A 13,924-nucleotide genomic window follows, 5' to 3' on the forward strand; every position below is an offset into this window, starting at 1 on the left:
GTTTGAGGACGAGCGCCTTTCGGGCGCGAACGGGGTCTGGGGCGGAGCCCCGGGCGCCCCCGTTTTCGGGTGCGGGCCGTGCATGGCTGGTCGCGCAGTTCCCCGCGCCCCTGGGCGGGATCGGTGCCGGGCGGCATGGACATCCTCAGCCTGTCCGGCGATTGCGGACGAGGGCCATCAAGGCGCGATCGGGGTGTGGGGCGGAGCCCCGGGGGGTTGGGGTCAGCCGGGGTCGCCGGGGCGGACTACTCCCGCTTCGTAGGCGAAGATCACCGCCTGGGCCCGGTCCCGAAGCCCGAGCTTCGCCAGCACCCGCCCGATATGCGTCTTCACCGTCTGCTCCGCGAGCACGAGCCGCCCCGCGATCTCCTGATTGGAAAGCCCCCGGGCGATCAGTTCGAGCACCTCCGCCTCCCGGGGCGTGAGCCCGTTCAGACGTACCGCCGACGCCCCCCGCCGCGGCGCCGGCCGCGCCGCGAAGTCCGCGATGAGCCGCCGCGTCACGGACGGCGCGAGCAGCGCCTCGCCCGCCGCGACGACCCGTACCGCCCCGATGAGATCCGCCGGCGGCGCGTCCTTGAGCAGAAATCCGGACGCCCCGGCGCGCAGCGCCTCGTACACGTAGTCGTCGACGTCGAAGGTGGTCAGCATCAGCACCTTCGGGCGGTGCACGACACCCACCGGCGGGTCGAGGATCTCGCGGGCCGCGGTGAGCCCGTCCATCTCGGGCATGCGGACGTCCATGAGGACCACGTCGGGGTGGGTGGAGCGGGCCACCTCCACGCCCCGGCGGCCGTCGGGCGCCTCGCCCACCACATCGATGTCGGCCTGCGCGGAGAGCAGCGCGGCGAACCCCGCACGCACCATGGCCTGGTCGTCGACGATGATCACGCGGATGGTCAACTCGGGTCCTCGGTGCATGAGTCGGGGGTGTCGAGCGGGAGACGGGCGGCGACCCGGAAGCCGCCGTCCGGCAGCGGCCCGGTGTCGAGCGAGCCGCCGGTCAACCGTACGCGTTCGCGCATGCCGACGAGCCCGTGCCCCGTACCCGACGCTTCGAGCGGCGAAGTGCGTTCGGCCGCGCGGGCGTTGACGACGACGACCGTGAGGTGCCGCTCGTCGCAGGTGACGGAGACGCGGGTCGTGGCGCCCGGCGCGTGCCGTACGACATTGGCGAGCGCCTCCTGCACGATGCGGTACGCGGACAGGTCGACGGCCGGCGCAAGCGCGGGCAGGTCCGCCGCGAGCGAGAGCCGGGCGGGCAGCCCGGCCCGTACGGTCGCCTCCACCAGCTGCTGGATGCGGTCGACGCCGGGCTGCGGCGCCCGCTCGGCGCCGTCCTCGCCGCTGCCGTCGCTGCGCAGCACCGCGAGCAGCCGGCGCATCTCGCTCAGCGACTCGCGGGCGCTCGACGCGATCGACGCGAACTCCCCGCGCACCGCGTCGTCGAGCCCGGTCAGCCGGTACGGCGCCGAGTCGGCCTGCACGGTGATCACCGACATGTGGTGGGCCACCACGTCGTGCAGCTCGCGCGCGATGCGGGCGCGCTCCTCCAGGAGGGTGCGCTGGGCGCGCTCGGCTTCGCTGATCGTCTCCTGCTCGGCGAGGAGCCGCACCGCCTCCTCACGACGGCGCACCGCGCCCGTGAAGGCGAGCACGACACCGGCCAGGACCAGCAGCAGGACGTCGGTGCTGGAGGTGCCGTCCGGCGGGAAGACGGCGACCGCGAGGCCGGCCGCGCACGTCACGAGCCATACGGTGACCAGGGTGCGGGTGGTCTCGCGCAGCCCGAGGCAGGCCATGACGAGCAGGTAGCCGATGATCACCGTCGGCGTCCAGGGCCAGGCGTGGCCGGCCGGCTCTGCCTGCGCCATCACGACGGCGCCCAGGACGTCGGCGCAGAGGACGATCAGCCACGCCTGCAGGGGCCGGGCCACGGCGAGGACCAGCGGCACCGTCTGGGCGACGCCCAGCGCCCCCGCCCAGCCGCCGCCCACCCGGTATTCGGTGCTGAGCACGGTGATGGTGATGGGCAGGAGCGCCGCCACGGAGCCGCCTGCGACGACGTAGGGACTCCATCGCTGCCAGCGTTTGGGCGCCCGCGAGAACAGGGGCCGCACGGAGGCGGGCGGGGGCCGCAGCAGGGCGGACGCGTGGTGCGACAGGGATGCGATCTTCATGACCCGGCCAGCCTAGGCAGCGCGCGCCCCGCGAAGCGTCATACCGGGGTGCCACCCCGGACCCCGACCTGGGTACTACCCCGGGGTCCCGGCCGGCACCCCGCGCCCACCGCCGCCGGGCCCGCGCGGGCGCTACAGCTCCGCCAGCAGCTCCGCCTTCTTCGCGGTGAACTCGTCGTCGGTCACCAGACCGGCCTCGTGCAGGTCTCCGAGGTGGCGGATCCGTTCCGCGATGTCCGCGGGATCGCGCCGGGCCGACGCCACGGTGACCAGCTGGTGCGGGATCGAGGGCGAGCCGCCGCCTGTGCCCCGTACGGCCGCGAGGACCGCCGCCGCGAAGGGCAGCGACTCGTGCACGGGCCCGTAGCCGAGGCCGAAGACGACCGAGGCGGGATCGCGGTCGGCCGGCCCGGCACCGCCGTGTCCGCCGCCGTCCGGCTGCTCCGTCTCGCGGCGCAGCAGCCGCAGATGCCCGTCGAAGACCTCGGGGGAGCGCCATTCCACGCCGCTGAGCGCGGCGACGGGGAAGGTCTGGTCGCCGGCCTTCCACTTCTCCGACGACGCTCCCGTCCAGAACCAGCGGAAGCTGACCTGCCGCCCGTCGAAGACGGCCCTGCCGTCGTACGCCTTGAAGTTCAGCGGGGCCTCGGGCGCCGCGACCAGATGACGGTCGGCGGGTTTCGAGGCGTACGGCACCAGCGACGACCGCAGCTCGTCCGCGTAGTACTCGGCGAGCATCTCGCGCTCGGCCGGCAGCACCAGGCGGTAGGGGTCGCAGCCCTCCTTCAGCTGGCCCGCCGCGGCCTCCATCAGCGGATCGGCGCCCGGTCTCGGCACCGCGTGCAGCACCACCGTGCCGCGTTTGCCCGGGGAGAGCGTCACCGACTCCAACGCCTCGTGGGGGATGCGCCGTTCGCGCAGCGCCTGGAAGAGCTTCGGCGCACGGATCCCCCGTTCGAAGCGGATGAGCACGGAGTCGGTATCGAACTCCCAGGTGGCATGAATTCCGGCCAGCACATCACCCATGTGCCTCATCGTAGGCGGCGCACGCCCGCGCGTCCCCCCTCGGAGGAAACCCCGTCGTCACGCCGTCCCACGGGCGATCACGCGGTGTCTACGCGTGTCAGCCCGCCACGGTGCCCGTCAAGCCGCCGAACGGTCGGAGATTCCGTCGGCGCAGTCGGCGTCGGTGCTGCTGCATCCGACCGTGCGGTATGCGCCAACTCCGATCGCGGCGAAGTTGGCGAGGCTCTGCGTGCCCGGCTCGAAATAGCCGGTGTGGCCGACCGCTCCGGCGGCCGAGAGGACGCGGGAACCGAAGGCCGGTGAGACCGGGTCGGCGCCGTGGCCGAGGCCCGCGACGTCCAGGTACGGCACGTCCTGGATCCAGTCGTCCCGGTCCCGCATCGCCCAGACCTGGGCCTTGGTGCCCAGCTGGGCGGCGTTGCGCACCCGCATGCCGGGGCTGCCGGCCACCGCGATGTCGCTGACGCGGGGCGGCAGTTCACGCGTGGAGACCCCGCACACCACGGAGCCGTAGCTGTGGCAGAACAGTTCGACGGGCGCGGTTCCGGGCAGTGCGCGCACCATGGCGGAAAGCCGCACCGCACCCTCTTCGGCCAGTCTGCCGATCGCCGCGTCCATGCCGAGACCGGCCGGCGCCGTGTAGTCGGCCCAGGCGATCACGGCGGTCCTGGTGCCGGGCGCCGCGGCGTGCTCGGCCGTGTACAGCGACTCGGCCATGCCGGCCGGGGCGGTGTTCTTGCGGCTGGTCTTCTCGAAGGTGAGGACGTTGGTGTCGACTCCGGGGATGATCACCGAGATCCGCCGGGCGTGGTCGAGGTCACCGAAGACCTCCGCGACCCGGCCGGTGTCGGAGGGGTCGAAGGCGAGGATCTGCCGGTCGTCGTCGAGCAGCGAATCGAACCGGTGCATCCGGCGGGACGCGTCCTGGCGGCCGTCGGCGGAGAGCCGTGGGTCGACCGTGCGTTTCTCCTCGACGGTGCGCGCCTCGGCGAGCGCCACCCGGTTGGCCCGGTAGCGCAGCGTCACGGGGGCGCCGTTGAGGTTGCCCACGACCAGCGGGTAGCGGTCGGCGAGCCGGTCGCGCTCGGCGGCGGTGATCGAGCCGAAGAACTGCGCGAGCTGCTGGGCGGTGCCGTCCGCCTTGGGCAGCTTGTGGCCGTCTATGGTGTCGCGCGCCCAGGCGGCGAGGGCCTTGGCACGGGGCTCGGAGTCGCCGGAGTGGCCGCGGATCGCCGTCCAGCCGGAGGTCGCGAGCATGACGAACACGACGGCGAGCGCGAGCAGCGCGCGCCAGGCGTTCAACGTGGGGGAGGAGTCGAAGGAAGTCACTGCTGAACACAGTAGGAGACCCGGAAGGTCCACTGGGCTGACAGTGACTCAGATCACGTTTGAGCGGGGAGTGGTCTCACCAACAGCGCGCGCGGGCGCACGCTGCGTACGATTTTCGCGCGATCCCGCCCCCGGTGGTGGCCTCGCTGTGATCCCGCTGTGCCGCGGCTCCCGGATCCCCGTGCGGCGCGGCCCCCGGCGCCGCCGGACCGCGGGATTCAGGCCCGCCAGTCGTCGGCGAGCGCGGGGCCGAGATGGTCCAGATAGGCGGAGGTCAGCTCGCGGATCGACGCGACACTGGGCTCGCCGCCCTGGCCCCACAGGCCGCCCGCGACGCGCATGACGCCGGTGAAGGCGGCCACGGCCACCCGGGGCCGCGGGTCGGCGTCGATGTCGAGGCCCTCGCGCTCGGCGATCAGCTGCGCGATGTGCTCCTCGATCTCCGCGGAGCGCCGCAGATGGACCGCGAGCAGCGCCGGGGTCGACTCGATCACCTGGTACGTCCGCATGTAGAGCGTGACCGGCACCACGGGCGAGAGCCGCTCCTCGATGGTGTCCCAGGCCGAGAGCACCGCCCGGCGCATCGCGGTGAACGGACCCTCGGCGGGCGGCCGTTCGCGCAGCGCGTCGACGAAGTGCCACTCGACGGTGGACTGCGCCGCGAAGACCACGGCCTCCTTGTTGGCGAAGTAGCGGAAGAAGGTGCGCTGCGAGACGTCGACGGCGTCCGCGATCTCGTCGACCGTCGTCTGCTCGTACCCCTTGGTGGTGAAGAGCTCCAGAGCCACTCGCAGCAGTGCGTCGCGGGTGCGCTGCTTCTTCAGCTCGCGCAGGCCGCCCGCGGGCGTCACCGGCTGCTGCTCCACCGTCACTTCAGGGTCCTCTTTCGGTCATATTGGCGTGTTCAGTCTAGCTGTGAGCTACGTGACAGTTACCGACTTGTGAAATGGTTTGTCAACTGTCAGTGGCTGACACTAGCCTCCCTCGCATGACTAGTCAGACCACCGTCGAAAAGGCGCCACAGGACGAGATACCGGTGCCGGCCAAGGGGCTGCGCGGCCACCCCTGGCTGACGCTCTTCGCCGTGGCCATCGGCGTGATGATGGTCGCGCTCGACGGCACCATCGTGGCGATCGCGAACCCCGCCATCCAGCACAACCTCGGAGCCTCGCTCCAGGACGTCCAATGGATCACCAACGGCTACATGCTGGCCCTGGCCGTCTCACTGATCACCGCGGGCAAGCTCGGTGACCGGTTCGGCCACCGCCAGACCTTCCTCATCGGTGTCGTCGGCTTCGGCGCGGCGTCCGGCGCCATCGGCCTGTCCCACAGCGTCACCTTCGTCATCGCGTTCCGCGTCCTTCAGGGACTGTTCGGCGCGCTCCTCATGCCGGCCGCGCTCGGCCTGCTGCGGGCCACCTTCCCGGCCGAGAAGCTGAACATGGCGATCGGCATCTGGGGCATGGTCATCGGCGCCTCCACCGCGGGCGGCCCGATCCTCGGCGGCGTGCTCGTCGAGCACGTCAACTGGCAGTCCGTCTTCTTCATCAACGTGCCGGTCGGCGTGATCGCGCTCCTCCTCGGCCTCGTGATCCTGCGCGACCACCGCGCGGAGAACGCCCCGAAGTCGTTCGACATCCTCGGCATCGTGCTGCTGTCGGTGGCGATGTTCTGCATGATCTACGCCCTCATCAAGGGATCGGAGTGGGGCTGGACCAGCGGCGGCATCCTGGTGCTCATCGCGGCCGCCGTGGTCTGCTTCGTGCTCTTCGCCCTGTGGGAGACCAAGGTCAGGGAGCCGCTGATCCCGCTCGGCCTGTTCCGCTCCGTCCCGCTCTCGGCGGGCACGGTCCTGATGATCCTCATGGCGTTCGCCTTCATGGGCGGCCTCTTCTTCGTCACCTTCTACCTGCAGAACGTGCACCGCATGTCCGCCGTCAACAGCGGACTCCACCTGCTTCCGCTCACCGGCATGATGATCGTCGCCTCGCCGATCGCGGGCGTCCTGATCACCAAGCTCGGCCCGCGCATCCCGCTGGTCGGCGGCATGGTCTGCACCGCCGTCGCCATGTTCGGCATGTCCCGTCTGACCATCGACACGGGCACCGTCACCATGTCGATCTGGTTCGCGCTGCTCGGCATGGGCCTCGCGCCGGTCATGGTCGGCGCCACCGAGGTCATCGTCGGCAACGCGCCGCTCGAACTGTCCGGCGTCGCCGGCGGCCTCCAGCAGGCCGGCATGCAGGTCGGCGGGTCGCTCGGCACCGCGGTGCTCGGCGCCGTGATGTCCTCGGTGGTCACGTCGAAGCTCCCGGACAACTGGGCCGCGGCCAAGCTGCCGGCCATGACGCCCGAGCAGCTCTCCGGCTCCTCCAAGCTCGTCGAGGTCGGCCTCGGCCCGATACAGCCGAACACCCCGCCGCAGGTCGCGGCCAAGATCGCGGACGTCGCGCACGACACGTTCGTGTCGGGCATGAGCACCGCCTTCACCGTCGCCGGGATCGTGGCGGTGCTCGCCGCCGTGGTCGCCCTGTTCACCAAGCGCGGCGAGAACGCGCAGGCGGGCGCCGGCGCGGGTCACATCTGATCCCGTCAACTCCCGTACGCGAAAGCCCCGCCGGACGCGATCCGGCGGGGCTTTCACCTATTCGGATGGTTGCGCGCACCACCCCCCACCTGCCGGAACCAGTCGCGGACGCCGACCGTTTCCGATTCCAACTGATCAAAAAATCACGGGGGTTGATGTCCATGCGCAAGACCACGACCACGGCGACGACCACATCCGCGTCCATGACCGCGGCGGCGCTGCTCGCCGCGACCGCCCTCCTGCTGCCCGCCGCCGCCCCTGCCGCGGCGACCCCGCGGATGGGGGAGTGCGCACCGGGCGAGCTCTGCCTCTGGGCGAAGGGCGCCTTCAAGGGACCGAGGCAGGTGTACGACCTGACGCGCATCGACATCGAGAGCTGCACCCCGCTGCCCCCGGGCACCGACGTCCAGTCCCTCGCCAACCGCACCGGACGGCCCGTCACCACGTACCAGTCCGACGAGTGCGCGGAGACCGCCGAGTTCGACACGTATCCGGGCGGCGGGACCTGGGTCCCACAAGTTCCCTATCGAGTGCGGGCGTTCAAGGTGTGGGAGAGCTGAGACGTGGTACCCGATCCTCAAGGAGGCCGAGCCGACAACCTCAGGGAGTGATGATGGCGGGCTTCGGACACAGCACCCACCCGCGCAGGACCCCCCGGTCACGGAACCGCATGTGGCCCCGGACCGGGCAGGACCGCGCGACGCTGGGCATCGTCGGACTGGTCTGCGCGGTCGCGGGATTCTTCGTCCTCGGGATCGTGCTCGGCCCGGTGGCGATCGCCTGCGGCTGGCTGGCCATGGAACGCCGCTGGAACTCCGGCTCGGTGCCGGCCCTGATAGCCGTGGTCCTCGGAGCCATCGACACGCTGCTGTCCATCATCGCGCTGATAGCGGCGGCATCCTTGGGCAACGGCATCTTCTGACCGTGCCGTGAACGGCCGAAGGGTGGCGGCCCCCAGGGGCCCGCCACCCTTCACCCACGCATCCAGGCCCCGCCTACAAGGGGCGCGGGGAACTGCGCGCCCAGCCCCCTCAACCGGCACGTGACGGCCGCAAACGCCGGAGGGGCGCTGAGCTGCGCGACGAACCCCACCCGACCGGCACCCGACACCCGGACCGGCGGGAGCGGCAGGGGCCCGGGGAGGAACCCCGCAGCACCCGCCACCCCGCCGCACTCCGCCAAAAGCTACGCGTCGCCGCCCGCCGCCCCCGGGTCGGCCGAGGCGACGTCCAGCAGCCGGTAGCGGTCGACCGCCTGCTTGAGCGCCGACCGGTCGACCTTCCCCTCGCGGGCCAGCTCCGTGAGGACGGACAGCACGATCGACTGCGCGTCGATGTGGAAGAAGCGCCGCGCCGCACCCCGCGTGTCCGCGAAGCCGAACCCGTCCGCGCCGAGCGACTGGTACGTGCCCGGCACCCAACGCGCGATCTGGTCGGGAACGGCCCGCATCCAGTCGGAGACGGCCACGAACGGACCCTGCGCACCCTGGAGCTTGCGCGTCACATACGGGACGCGCTGCTCCTCCTCGGGGTGCAGCAGGTTGTGCTCCTCCACCGCCACGGCCTCGCGGCGCAGCTCGTTCCAGGAGGTCGCGGACCAGACGTCGGCCCGTACGTTCCACTCCTCGGCGAGGATCCGCTGCGCCTCGACGGCCCACGGCACGGCCACGCCGGACGCCATGATCTGCGCCGGGATGGCTCCCGCCGTGCCCGGGGCGAAGCGGTGGATGCCCTTGAGGATGCCCTCGACATCGACGTCGGCCGGCTCCGCCGGGTGCTGGATCGGCTCGTTGTAGACGGTGAGGTAGTAGAAGACGTCCTCACTCTCGGGCCCGTACATCCGGCGCAGACCGTCCTGGACGATGTGCGCGATCTCGTAGCCGAACGCGGGGTCGTAGGCGACACAGGCCGGGTTGGTCGAGGCGAGCAGCTGCGAGTGCCCGTCCGCGTGCTGCAGACCCTCACCGGTCAGCGTCGTCCGGCCCGCGGTCGCGCCGAGCACGAAGCCGCGCGCCAGCTGGTCGGCCATCTGCCAGAACTGGTCGCCGGTGCGCTGGAACCCGAACATCGAGTAGAAGACGTACACCGGGATCAGCGGCTCGCCGTGCGTGGCGTACGCCGAACCCGCGGCGATCAGCGACGCGGTGCAGCCGGCCTCGGAGATGCCGTCGTGCAGCATCTGCCCGGTCGGCGACTCCTTGTAGGCGAGCAGCAGTTCGCGGTCGACCGCCTCGTACTGCTGGCCCAGCGGGTTGTAGATCTTGGCGCTCGGGAAGAACGCGTCCATGCCGAAGGTGCGGTACTCGTCGGGCGCGATCAGCACGAACCGCTTGCCGATCTCCTTGTCCCGCATCAGGTCCTTCAGGATGCGGACGAACGCCATCGTCGTGGCGATCGACTGCTGGCCCGAGCCCTTCTTGGCGACCGCGTACGTCTTGTCCTCGGGCAGCGCCAGCGGCTTCGAGCGCACCACACGGGTCGGCACGTAGCCGCCGAGCCCGAGCCGGCGGTCGTGCATGTACTGGATCTCCTCGGACTTGCGCCCGGGGTGGTAGTACGGCGGCGCGCCGGACTCCAGCTCCTGGTCCGTGATCGGGATGTGCAGCCGGTCCCGGAAGCCCTTGAGGTCGTCGACCGTCAGCTTCTTCATCTGGTGGGTCGCGTTGCGGCCCTCGAAGTTCGGGCCGAGCGTCCAGCCCTTGACGGTGTGGGCGAGGATCACGGTCGGCTGGCCCTTGTGGGCCTTGGCCGCCGAGAACGCCGCGAAGATCTTCTTGTGGTCGTGGCCGCCGCGCCCCAGGTGCAGGATCTGCTGATCGGTCATGCCCTCGACCATGGCGCGCAGCCGCTGGTCGTCGCCGAAGAAGTGGTCGCGGATGTAGCCGCCGGTCTCGGTGGCGTACGTCTGGAACTGGCCGTCCGGCGTGGTGTTCATCCGGTTGACCAGGATGCCGTCGCGGTCCTGGGCCAGCAGCGGGTCCCAACTGCGGTCCCAGATCAGCTTGATGACGTTCCATCCGGCGCCGCGGAACTGCGACTCCAGCTCCTGGATGATCTTGCCGTTGCCGCGCACCGGGCCGTCGAGGCGCTGGAGGTTGCAGTTGACGACGAAGGTCAGGTTGTCCAGGTTCTCGCGGGCCGCGATGGAGAGCTGGCCGAGCGACTCGGGCTCGTCCATCTCGCCGTCGCCGAGGAAGGCCCACACGTGCGAGTTGGAGGTGTCGGCGATGCCGCGCGCCTCCATGTAGCGGTTCATCCGGGCCTGGTAGATCGCGCCGAGCGGGCCGAGGCCCATCGAGACGGTCGGGAACTCCCAGAAGTCCGGCATGAGCCGCGGGTGCGGATACGACGAGAGGCCGTAGGGGGCCTTCGACTTCTCCTGGCGGAAGGCGTCGAGCTGCTGCTCGCTGAGCCGGTCGAGCAGGAAGGCGCGGGCGTAGATGCCGGGCGAGGCGTGGCCCTGGAAGAAGATCTGGTCGCCGCCGTCCTCCTCCTTGCCGCGGAAGAAGTGGTTGAAGCCCACGTCGTACAGCGAGGCGGAGGAGGCGAAGGTCGCGATGTGTCCGCCGACGCCGATGCCGGGGCGCTGGGCCCGTGACACCATCACGGCCGCGTTCCAGCGGGTCGCGTTGAGGACCTTGCGCTCGATCTCCTCGTTGCCGGGGAAGAACGGCTCGTCCTTGGTGGCGATCGTGTTGACATAGTCCGAGCTGCGCATCTCGGGCACGGCCACGCGCTTCTCGCGGGCCCGCTCGATCAGCCGGAGCATCAGATAGCGGGCCCGTTCCCGGCCGCGTTCGTCGACGGCGGCGTCCAGGGAGTCGAGCCACTCCTGGGTCTCTTCGGGATCGAAGTCCGGGACCTGGCTCGGCAGGCCGCCAATGATGATCGGGTTGCGATCGGATCCGGAAGCCACGCTGTTCCTTCACTGTCGGGGGATGCGGAAGACAGCCAATTCTGCGCCGCATCCCATCGTGTACCGCTGGGGCGCAAACGTCATCTCTACTGAGAGGTAACTCAGAGGCAACCGTCACCGGAGCAGGAAGTAGGCTCAGGGCCTGGACGGGTCGGGCCAAATCGCAACCTTACGCTCAACCCGGCCATCAGTTCCCGAAGGGTGTTCGGCCCCGAATGGAGTACCCGGAAGAACAGAACGGCACAAACAGTCACCAATGGTGTGGGATGAATCACCGACGGGGATGCGGATTCCCCTGAACACGGCCACACTGGCCCCCAAAGGGCGGGTTCGGGTGCCGGGTACTTGCGAGATTCGTCCCGCCCGTGTGGACTACGCCCCATGCCACGCGTATGCGCGAGGCTGCAGAACTTACCGAATCAAGATCAGGAGGCAAGCCGTGAGCGCGACCGCGGACCACGCGGAGGAGCGGACCAACCCGGCCATGAGGCTGGGGTTCGAGCCCGGACAGGTGGTCCAGGAGATCGGTTACGACGAAGACGTCGACCAGGATCTCCGCGAGGGCATCGAGTCCATTATTGGCCAGGACCTCGTCGACGAGGAGTATGACGACACAGCTGACGTCGTGGTGCTCTGGTTCCGGGACGAGGACGGCGACCTTACGGACGCCCTGGTGGACGCCATCGGTCTCCTTGAGGACGGTGGCGCTGTGCTGCTGCTGACCCCGAAGACCGGCCGGGACGGGTACGTCGAGCCCAGCGACGTCAACGACGCCGCGCAGACGGCCGGCCTGTCGGCGGCCAAGAGCGTCAGCGTCGGGAAGGACTGGTCGGGCACGCGCCTGAAGTCCCCCAAGCGCTGATCCCTCCTCACGCCCCACAGGGCCCCCTCAGGCAGCAGCCTGAGGGGGCCCTGTGCATGGCGGGGTGCGTAGGGTGGGTGTCACCAGATCGGCCCATTGAAGGGAAGGCGTTTCCATGGCTATCGAGGTCGGCACCAAGGCCCCGGAGTTCGAGCTCAAGGACAACCACGGCCGGACCGTGAAGCTCAGCGACTTCCGCGGCGAGAAGAACGTGGTGCTGCTCTTCTACCCGTTCGCCTTCACCGGCGTCTGCACGGGCGAGCTGTGCGAACTGCGCGACAACCTGCCGAAGTTCGTCAACGACGACACCCAGCTGCTCGCCGTCTCCAACGACTCCATCCACACCCTGCGCGTCTTCGCCGAGCAGGAGGGCCTGGAGTACCCGCTGGTCTCCGACTTCTGGCCGCACGGCGAGGTGAGCCGCTCCTACGGCGTCTTCGACGAGGACAAGGGCTGCGCGGTGCGCGGCACCTTCATCATCGACAAGGAGGGTGTGGTCCGCTGGACCGTAGTGAACGGTCTTCCGGACGCCCGCGACCTCGACGAGTACCTCAAGGCGCTCGACACCATCTGAGGCCACGGCACCCGGTCCCGACGCACGGCCGACACCCTGGTCGCCGTTCGGCCGAATCGTCTGTTTGACCCGGGAACCGGTCACTAGGATCCATTCGTTGATCCGATGCCAACGCACGACGGGGACGCTGACCAGGCTTGCCCCCTCACACCATTGGGAGGACTCGTGGGAGTCAGCCTCAGCAAGGGCGGAAACGTCTCGCTGACCAAGGCCGCCCCCAACCTGACCGCGGTCATCGTCGGTCTGGGATGGGACGCACGCACCACCACCGGGGGTGACTTCGACCTGGACGCCAGTGCCCTGCTGACCAACGACCAGGGCAAGGTCACCAACGACTCGAACTTCGTGTTCTTCAACAACCTCAAGAGCCCCGACGGCTCCGTCGAGCACACCGGTGACAACCTCACCGGTGAGGGCGAGGGCGACGACGAGGTCATCAAGGTGAACCTGGCCGGAGTCCCGGCTGACGTCGCCAAGATCGTCTTCCCGGTCTCGATCTACGAGGCCGAGAGCCGCCAGCAGTCCTTCGGCCAGGTGCGCAACGCCTACATCCGCGTCGTGAACCAGGCCGACAACTCCGAGCTGGCCCGTTACGACCTGAGCGAGGACGCCTCGACGGAGACCGCGATGGTCTTCGGCGAGCTGTACCGCAACGGCGCGGAGTGGAAGTTCCGCGCCATCGGCCAGGGCTACGCCTCGGGCCTGCGCGGCATCGCGCAGGACTTCGGCGTCAACGTCTGAGCCGACCCGCTCTTCCGTCCGGCGCCGCACCCCTGTGGTGCGGCGCCGGACGCGCTCACCACTTGTTCCACTTCTCGGGGAGGACACGATCATGGGCGTCACGCTCGCCAAGGGGGGCAATGTCTCCCTCTCCAAGGCCGCACCGAACCTCACCCAGGTGCTCGTCGGTCTCGGCTGGGACGCGCGCTCCACCACCGGAGCCGACTTCGACCTCGACGCCAGCGCCCTGCTGTGCGCCAACGGACGGGTGCTCGGCGACGAGTACTTCGTCTTCTACAACAACCTCAAGAGCCCCGAGGGCTCCGTCGAGCACACCGGTGACAACTTGACGGGTGAGGGCGAGGGTGACGACGAGTCGCTGATCGTCGACCTGACGCAGGTCCCGGCCGGCTGCGACAAGATCGTCTTCCCGGTGTCCATCCACGACGCGGACAACCGCGGCCAGACGTTCGGCCAGGTGGCCAACGCGTTCATCCGCGTGGTCAACCAGGCCGACGGCCAGGAGCTGGCCCGCTACGACCTGAGCGAGGACGCCTCGACGGAGACCGCGATGATCTTCGGCGAGCTGTACCGCTACGGCGGCGAGTGGAAGTTCCGGGCCGTGGGCCAGGGGTACGCATCGGGGTTGCGGGGCATCGCTCTAGACTTCGGGGTCAACGTCTCCTAAAGAGATCGCCCGGATGCCTTCAAATCGAGTGCCGTCGGGGCGG

The 13,924-nt window shown here is 70.0% G+C and carries 13 protein-coding genes; 7 read left to right on the top strand and 6 right to left on the bottom strand.

Annotation, left to right across the window (positions count from 1 at the left end):
- Positions 1-222 precede the first annotated feature (222 nt).
- From OOJ98_RS05195 to OOJ98_RS05215, 5 genes are all read right to left on the bottom strand, one after another.
- Positions 223-903 (bottom strand): response regulator transcription factor, encoded by a 681-nt coding sequence (locus OOJ98_RS05195; RefSeq protein ID WP_267055524.1) that lies wholly within the window; start codon positions 901-903, stop codon positions 223-225.
- Positions 900-2,180 (bottom strand): sensor histidine kinase, encoded by a 1,281-nt coding sequence (locus OOJ98_RS05200; protein ID WP_267053418.1) that lies wholly within the window; start codon positions 2,178-2,180, stop codon positions 900-902. The genes OOJ98_RS05195 and OOJ98_RS05200 overlap by 4 nt, the downstream gene beginning before the upstream one ends.
- 132 nt (positions 2,181-2,312) lie before the next feature.
- Positions 2,313-3,206: a DUF4429 domain-containing protein gene (locus OOJ98_RS05205; RefSeq protein WP_267053419.1), complete on the bottom strand. Its 894-nt coding sequence runs from the start codon at positions 3,204-3,206 to the stop codon at positions 2,313-2,315.
- Positions 3,207-3,323: 117 nt separating this feature from the next.
- Positions 3,324-4,535 (bottom strand): alpha/beta hydrolase, encoded by a 1,212-nt coding sequence (locus tag OOJ98_RS05210; RefSeq protein ID WP_267053420.1) that lies wholly within the window; start codon positions 4,533-4,535, stop codon positions 3,324-3,326.
- A gap of 218 nt (positions 4,536-4,753) precedes the next feature.
- Positions 4,754-5,407 (bottom strand): TetR/AcrR family transcriptional regulator, encoded by a 654-nt coding sequence (locus tag OOJ98_RS05215; protein ID WP_267053421.1) that lies wholly within the window; start codon positions 5,405-5,407, stop codon positions 4,754-4,756.
- A gap of 116 nt (positions 5,408-5,523) precedes the next feature.
- Between OOJ98_RS05215 and OOJ98_RS05220 the strand changes: the two genes are divergently transcribed.
- From OOJ98_RS05220 to OOJ98_RS05230, 3 genes are all read left to right on the top strand, one after another.
- Positions 5,524-7,122 (top strand): MFS transporter, encoded by a 1,599-nt coding sequence (locus OOJ98_RS05220; RefSeq protein WP_267053422.1) that lies wholly within the window; start codon positions 5,524-5,526, stop codon positions 7,120-7,122.
- A 161-nt stretch (positions 7,123-7,283) separates the two neighbouring features.
- Positions 7,284-7,682 (top strand): peptidase inhibitor family I36 protein, encoded by a 399-nt coding sequence (locus OOJ98_RS05225; RefSeq protein WP_267053423.1) that lies wholly within the window; start codon positions 7,284-7,286, stop codon positions 7,680-7,682.
- 50 nt (positions 7,683-7,732) lie between these two features.
- The gene (locus tag OOJ98_RS05230) at positions 7,733-8,044 is read left to right on the top strand and encodes a small hydrophobic protein (RefSeq protein ID WP_267055525.1); all 312 of its coding nucleotides are present in this window, start codon (positions 7,733-7,735) and stop codon (positions 8,042-8,044) included.
- A 263-nt stretch (positions 8,045-8,307) separates the two neighbouring features.
- Here OOJ98_RS05230 and aceE read toward each other — a convergent pair whose 3' ends face one another.
- Positions 8,308-11,037 (bottom strand): pyruvate dehydrogenase (acetyl-transferring), homodimeric type, encoded by a 2,730-nt coding sequence (gene aceE / locus OOJ98_RS05235; RefSeq protein WP_267053424.1) that lies wholly within the window; start codon positions 11,035-11,037, stop codon positions 8,308-8,310.
- Positions 11,038-11,476: 439 nt separating this feature from the next.
- On the opposite strand from aceE, the gene OOJ98_RS05240 reads away from it, so the two are divergent.
- The 4 genes from OOJ98_RS05240 (at position 11,477) to OOJ98_RS05255 (ending at position 13,881) form a co-directional block, all read left to right on the top strand.
- Positions 11,477-11,899: a DUF3052 domain-containing protein gene (locus OOJ98_RS05240; protein WP_267053425.1), complete on the top strand. Its 423-nt coding sequence runs from the start codon at positions 11,477-11,479 to the stop codon at positions 11,897-11,899.
- Between the two features lie 115 nt (positions 11,900-12,014).
- Complete coding sequence (locus OOJ98_RS05245) at positions 12,015-12,473, top strand: peroxiredoxin (protein WP_267053426.1); 459 nt, start codon at positions 12,015-12,017, stop codon at positions 12,471-12,473.
- 165 nt (positions 12,474-12,638) lie between these two features.
- A complete protein-coding gene (locus OOJ98_RS05250; protein WP_267053427.1) occupies positions 12,639-13,214 on the top strand; it encodes a TerD family protein in 576 nt (191 codons plus the stop codon).
- Positions 13,215-13,305: 91 nt separating this feature from the next.
- On the top strand, positions 13,306-13,881 hold the full coding sequence (locus OOJ98_RS05255) for a TerD family protein (protein WP_267053428.1): 576 nt from the start codon (positions 13,306-13,308) through the stop codon (positions 13,879-13,881).
- Positions 13,882-13,924: the final 43 nt, after the last annotated feature.

This window comes from Streptomyces sp. NBC_00083 (assembly GCF_026343295.1).
GTDB lineage: Bacteria > Actinomycetota > Actinomycetes > Streptomycetales > Streptomycetaceae > Streptomyces.

What these genes read in the sequence shown, in the direction of transcription:
- OOJ98_RS05225 (WP_267053423.1), top strand. Translation starts at nt 7,284, where the DNA reads ATGCGCAAGACCACGACCACGGCGACGACCACATCCGCGTCCATGACC.
- OOJ98_RS05245 (WP_267053426.1), top strand. Translation starts at nt 12,015, where the DNA reads ATGGCTATCGAGGTCGGCACCAAGGCCCCGGAGTTCGAGCTCAAGGAC.
- OOJ98_RS05205 (WP_267053419.1), bottom strand. Translation starts at nt 3,206, where the DNA reads ATGGGTGATGTGCTGGCCGGAATTCATGCCACCTGGGAGTTCGATACC.
- OOJ98_RS05200 (WP_267053418.1), bottom strand. Translation starts at nt 2,180, where the DNA reads ATGAAGATCGCATCCCTGTCGCACCACGCGTCCGCCCTGCTGCGGCCC.
- OOJ98_RS05230 (WP_267055525.1), top strand. Translation starts at nt 7,733, where the DNA reads ATGATGGCGGGCTTCGGACACAGCACCCACCCGCGCAGGACCCCCCGG.
- OOJ98_RS05255 (WP_267053428.1), top strand. Translation starts at nt 13,306, where the DNA reads ATGGGCGTCACGCTCGCCAAGGGGGGCAATGTCTCCCTCTCCAAGGCC.
- OOJ98_RS05220 (WP_267053422.1), top strand. Translation starts at nt 5,524, where the DNA reads ATGACTAGTCAGACCACCGTCGAAAAGGCGCCACAGGACGAGATACCG.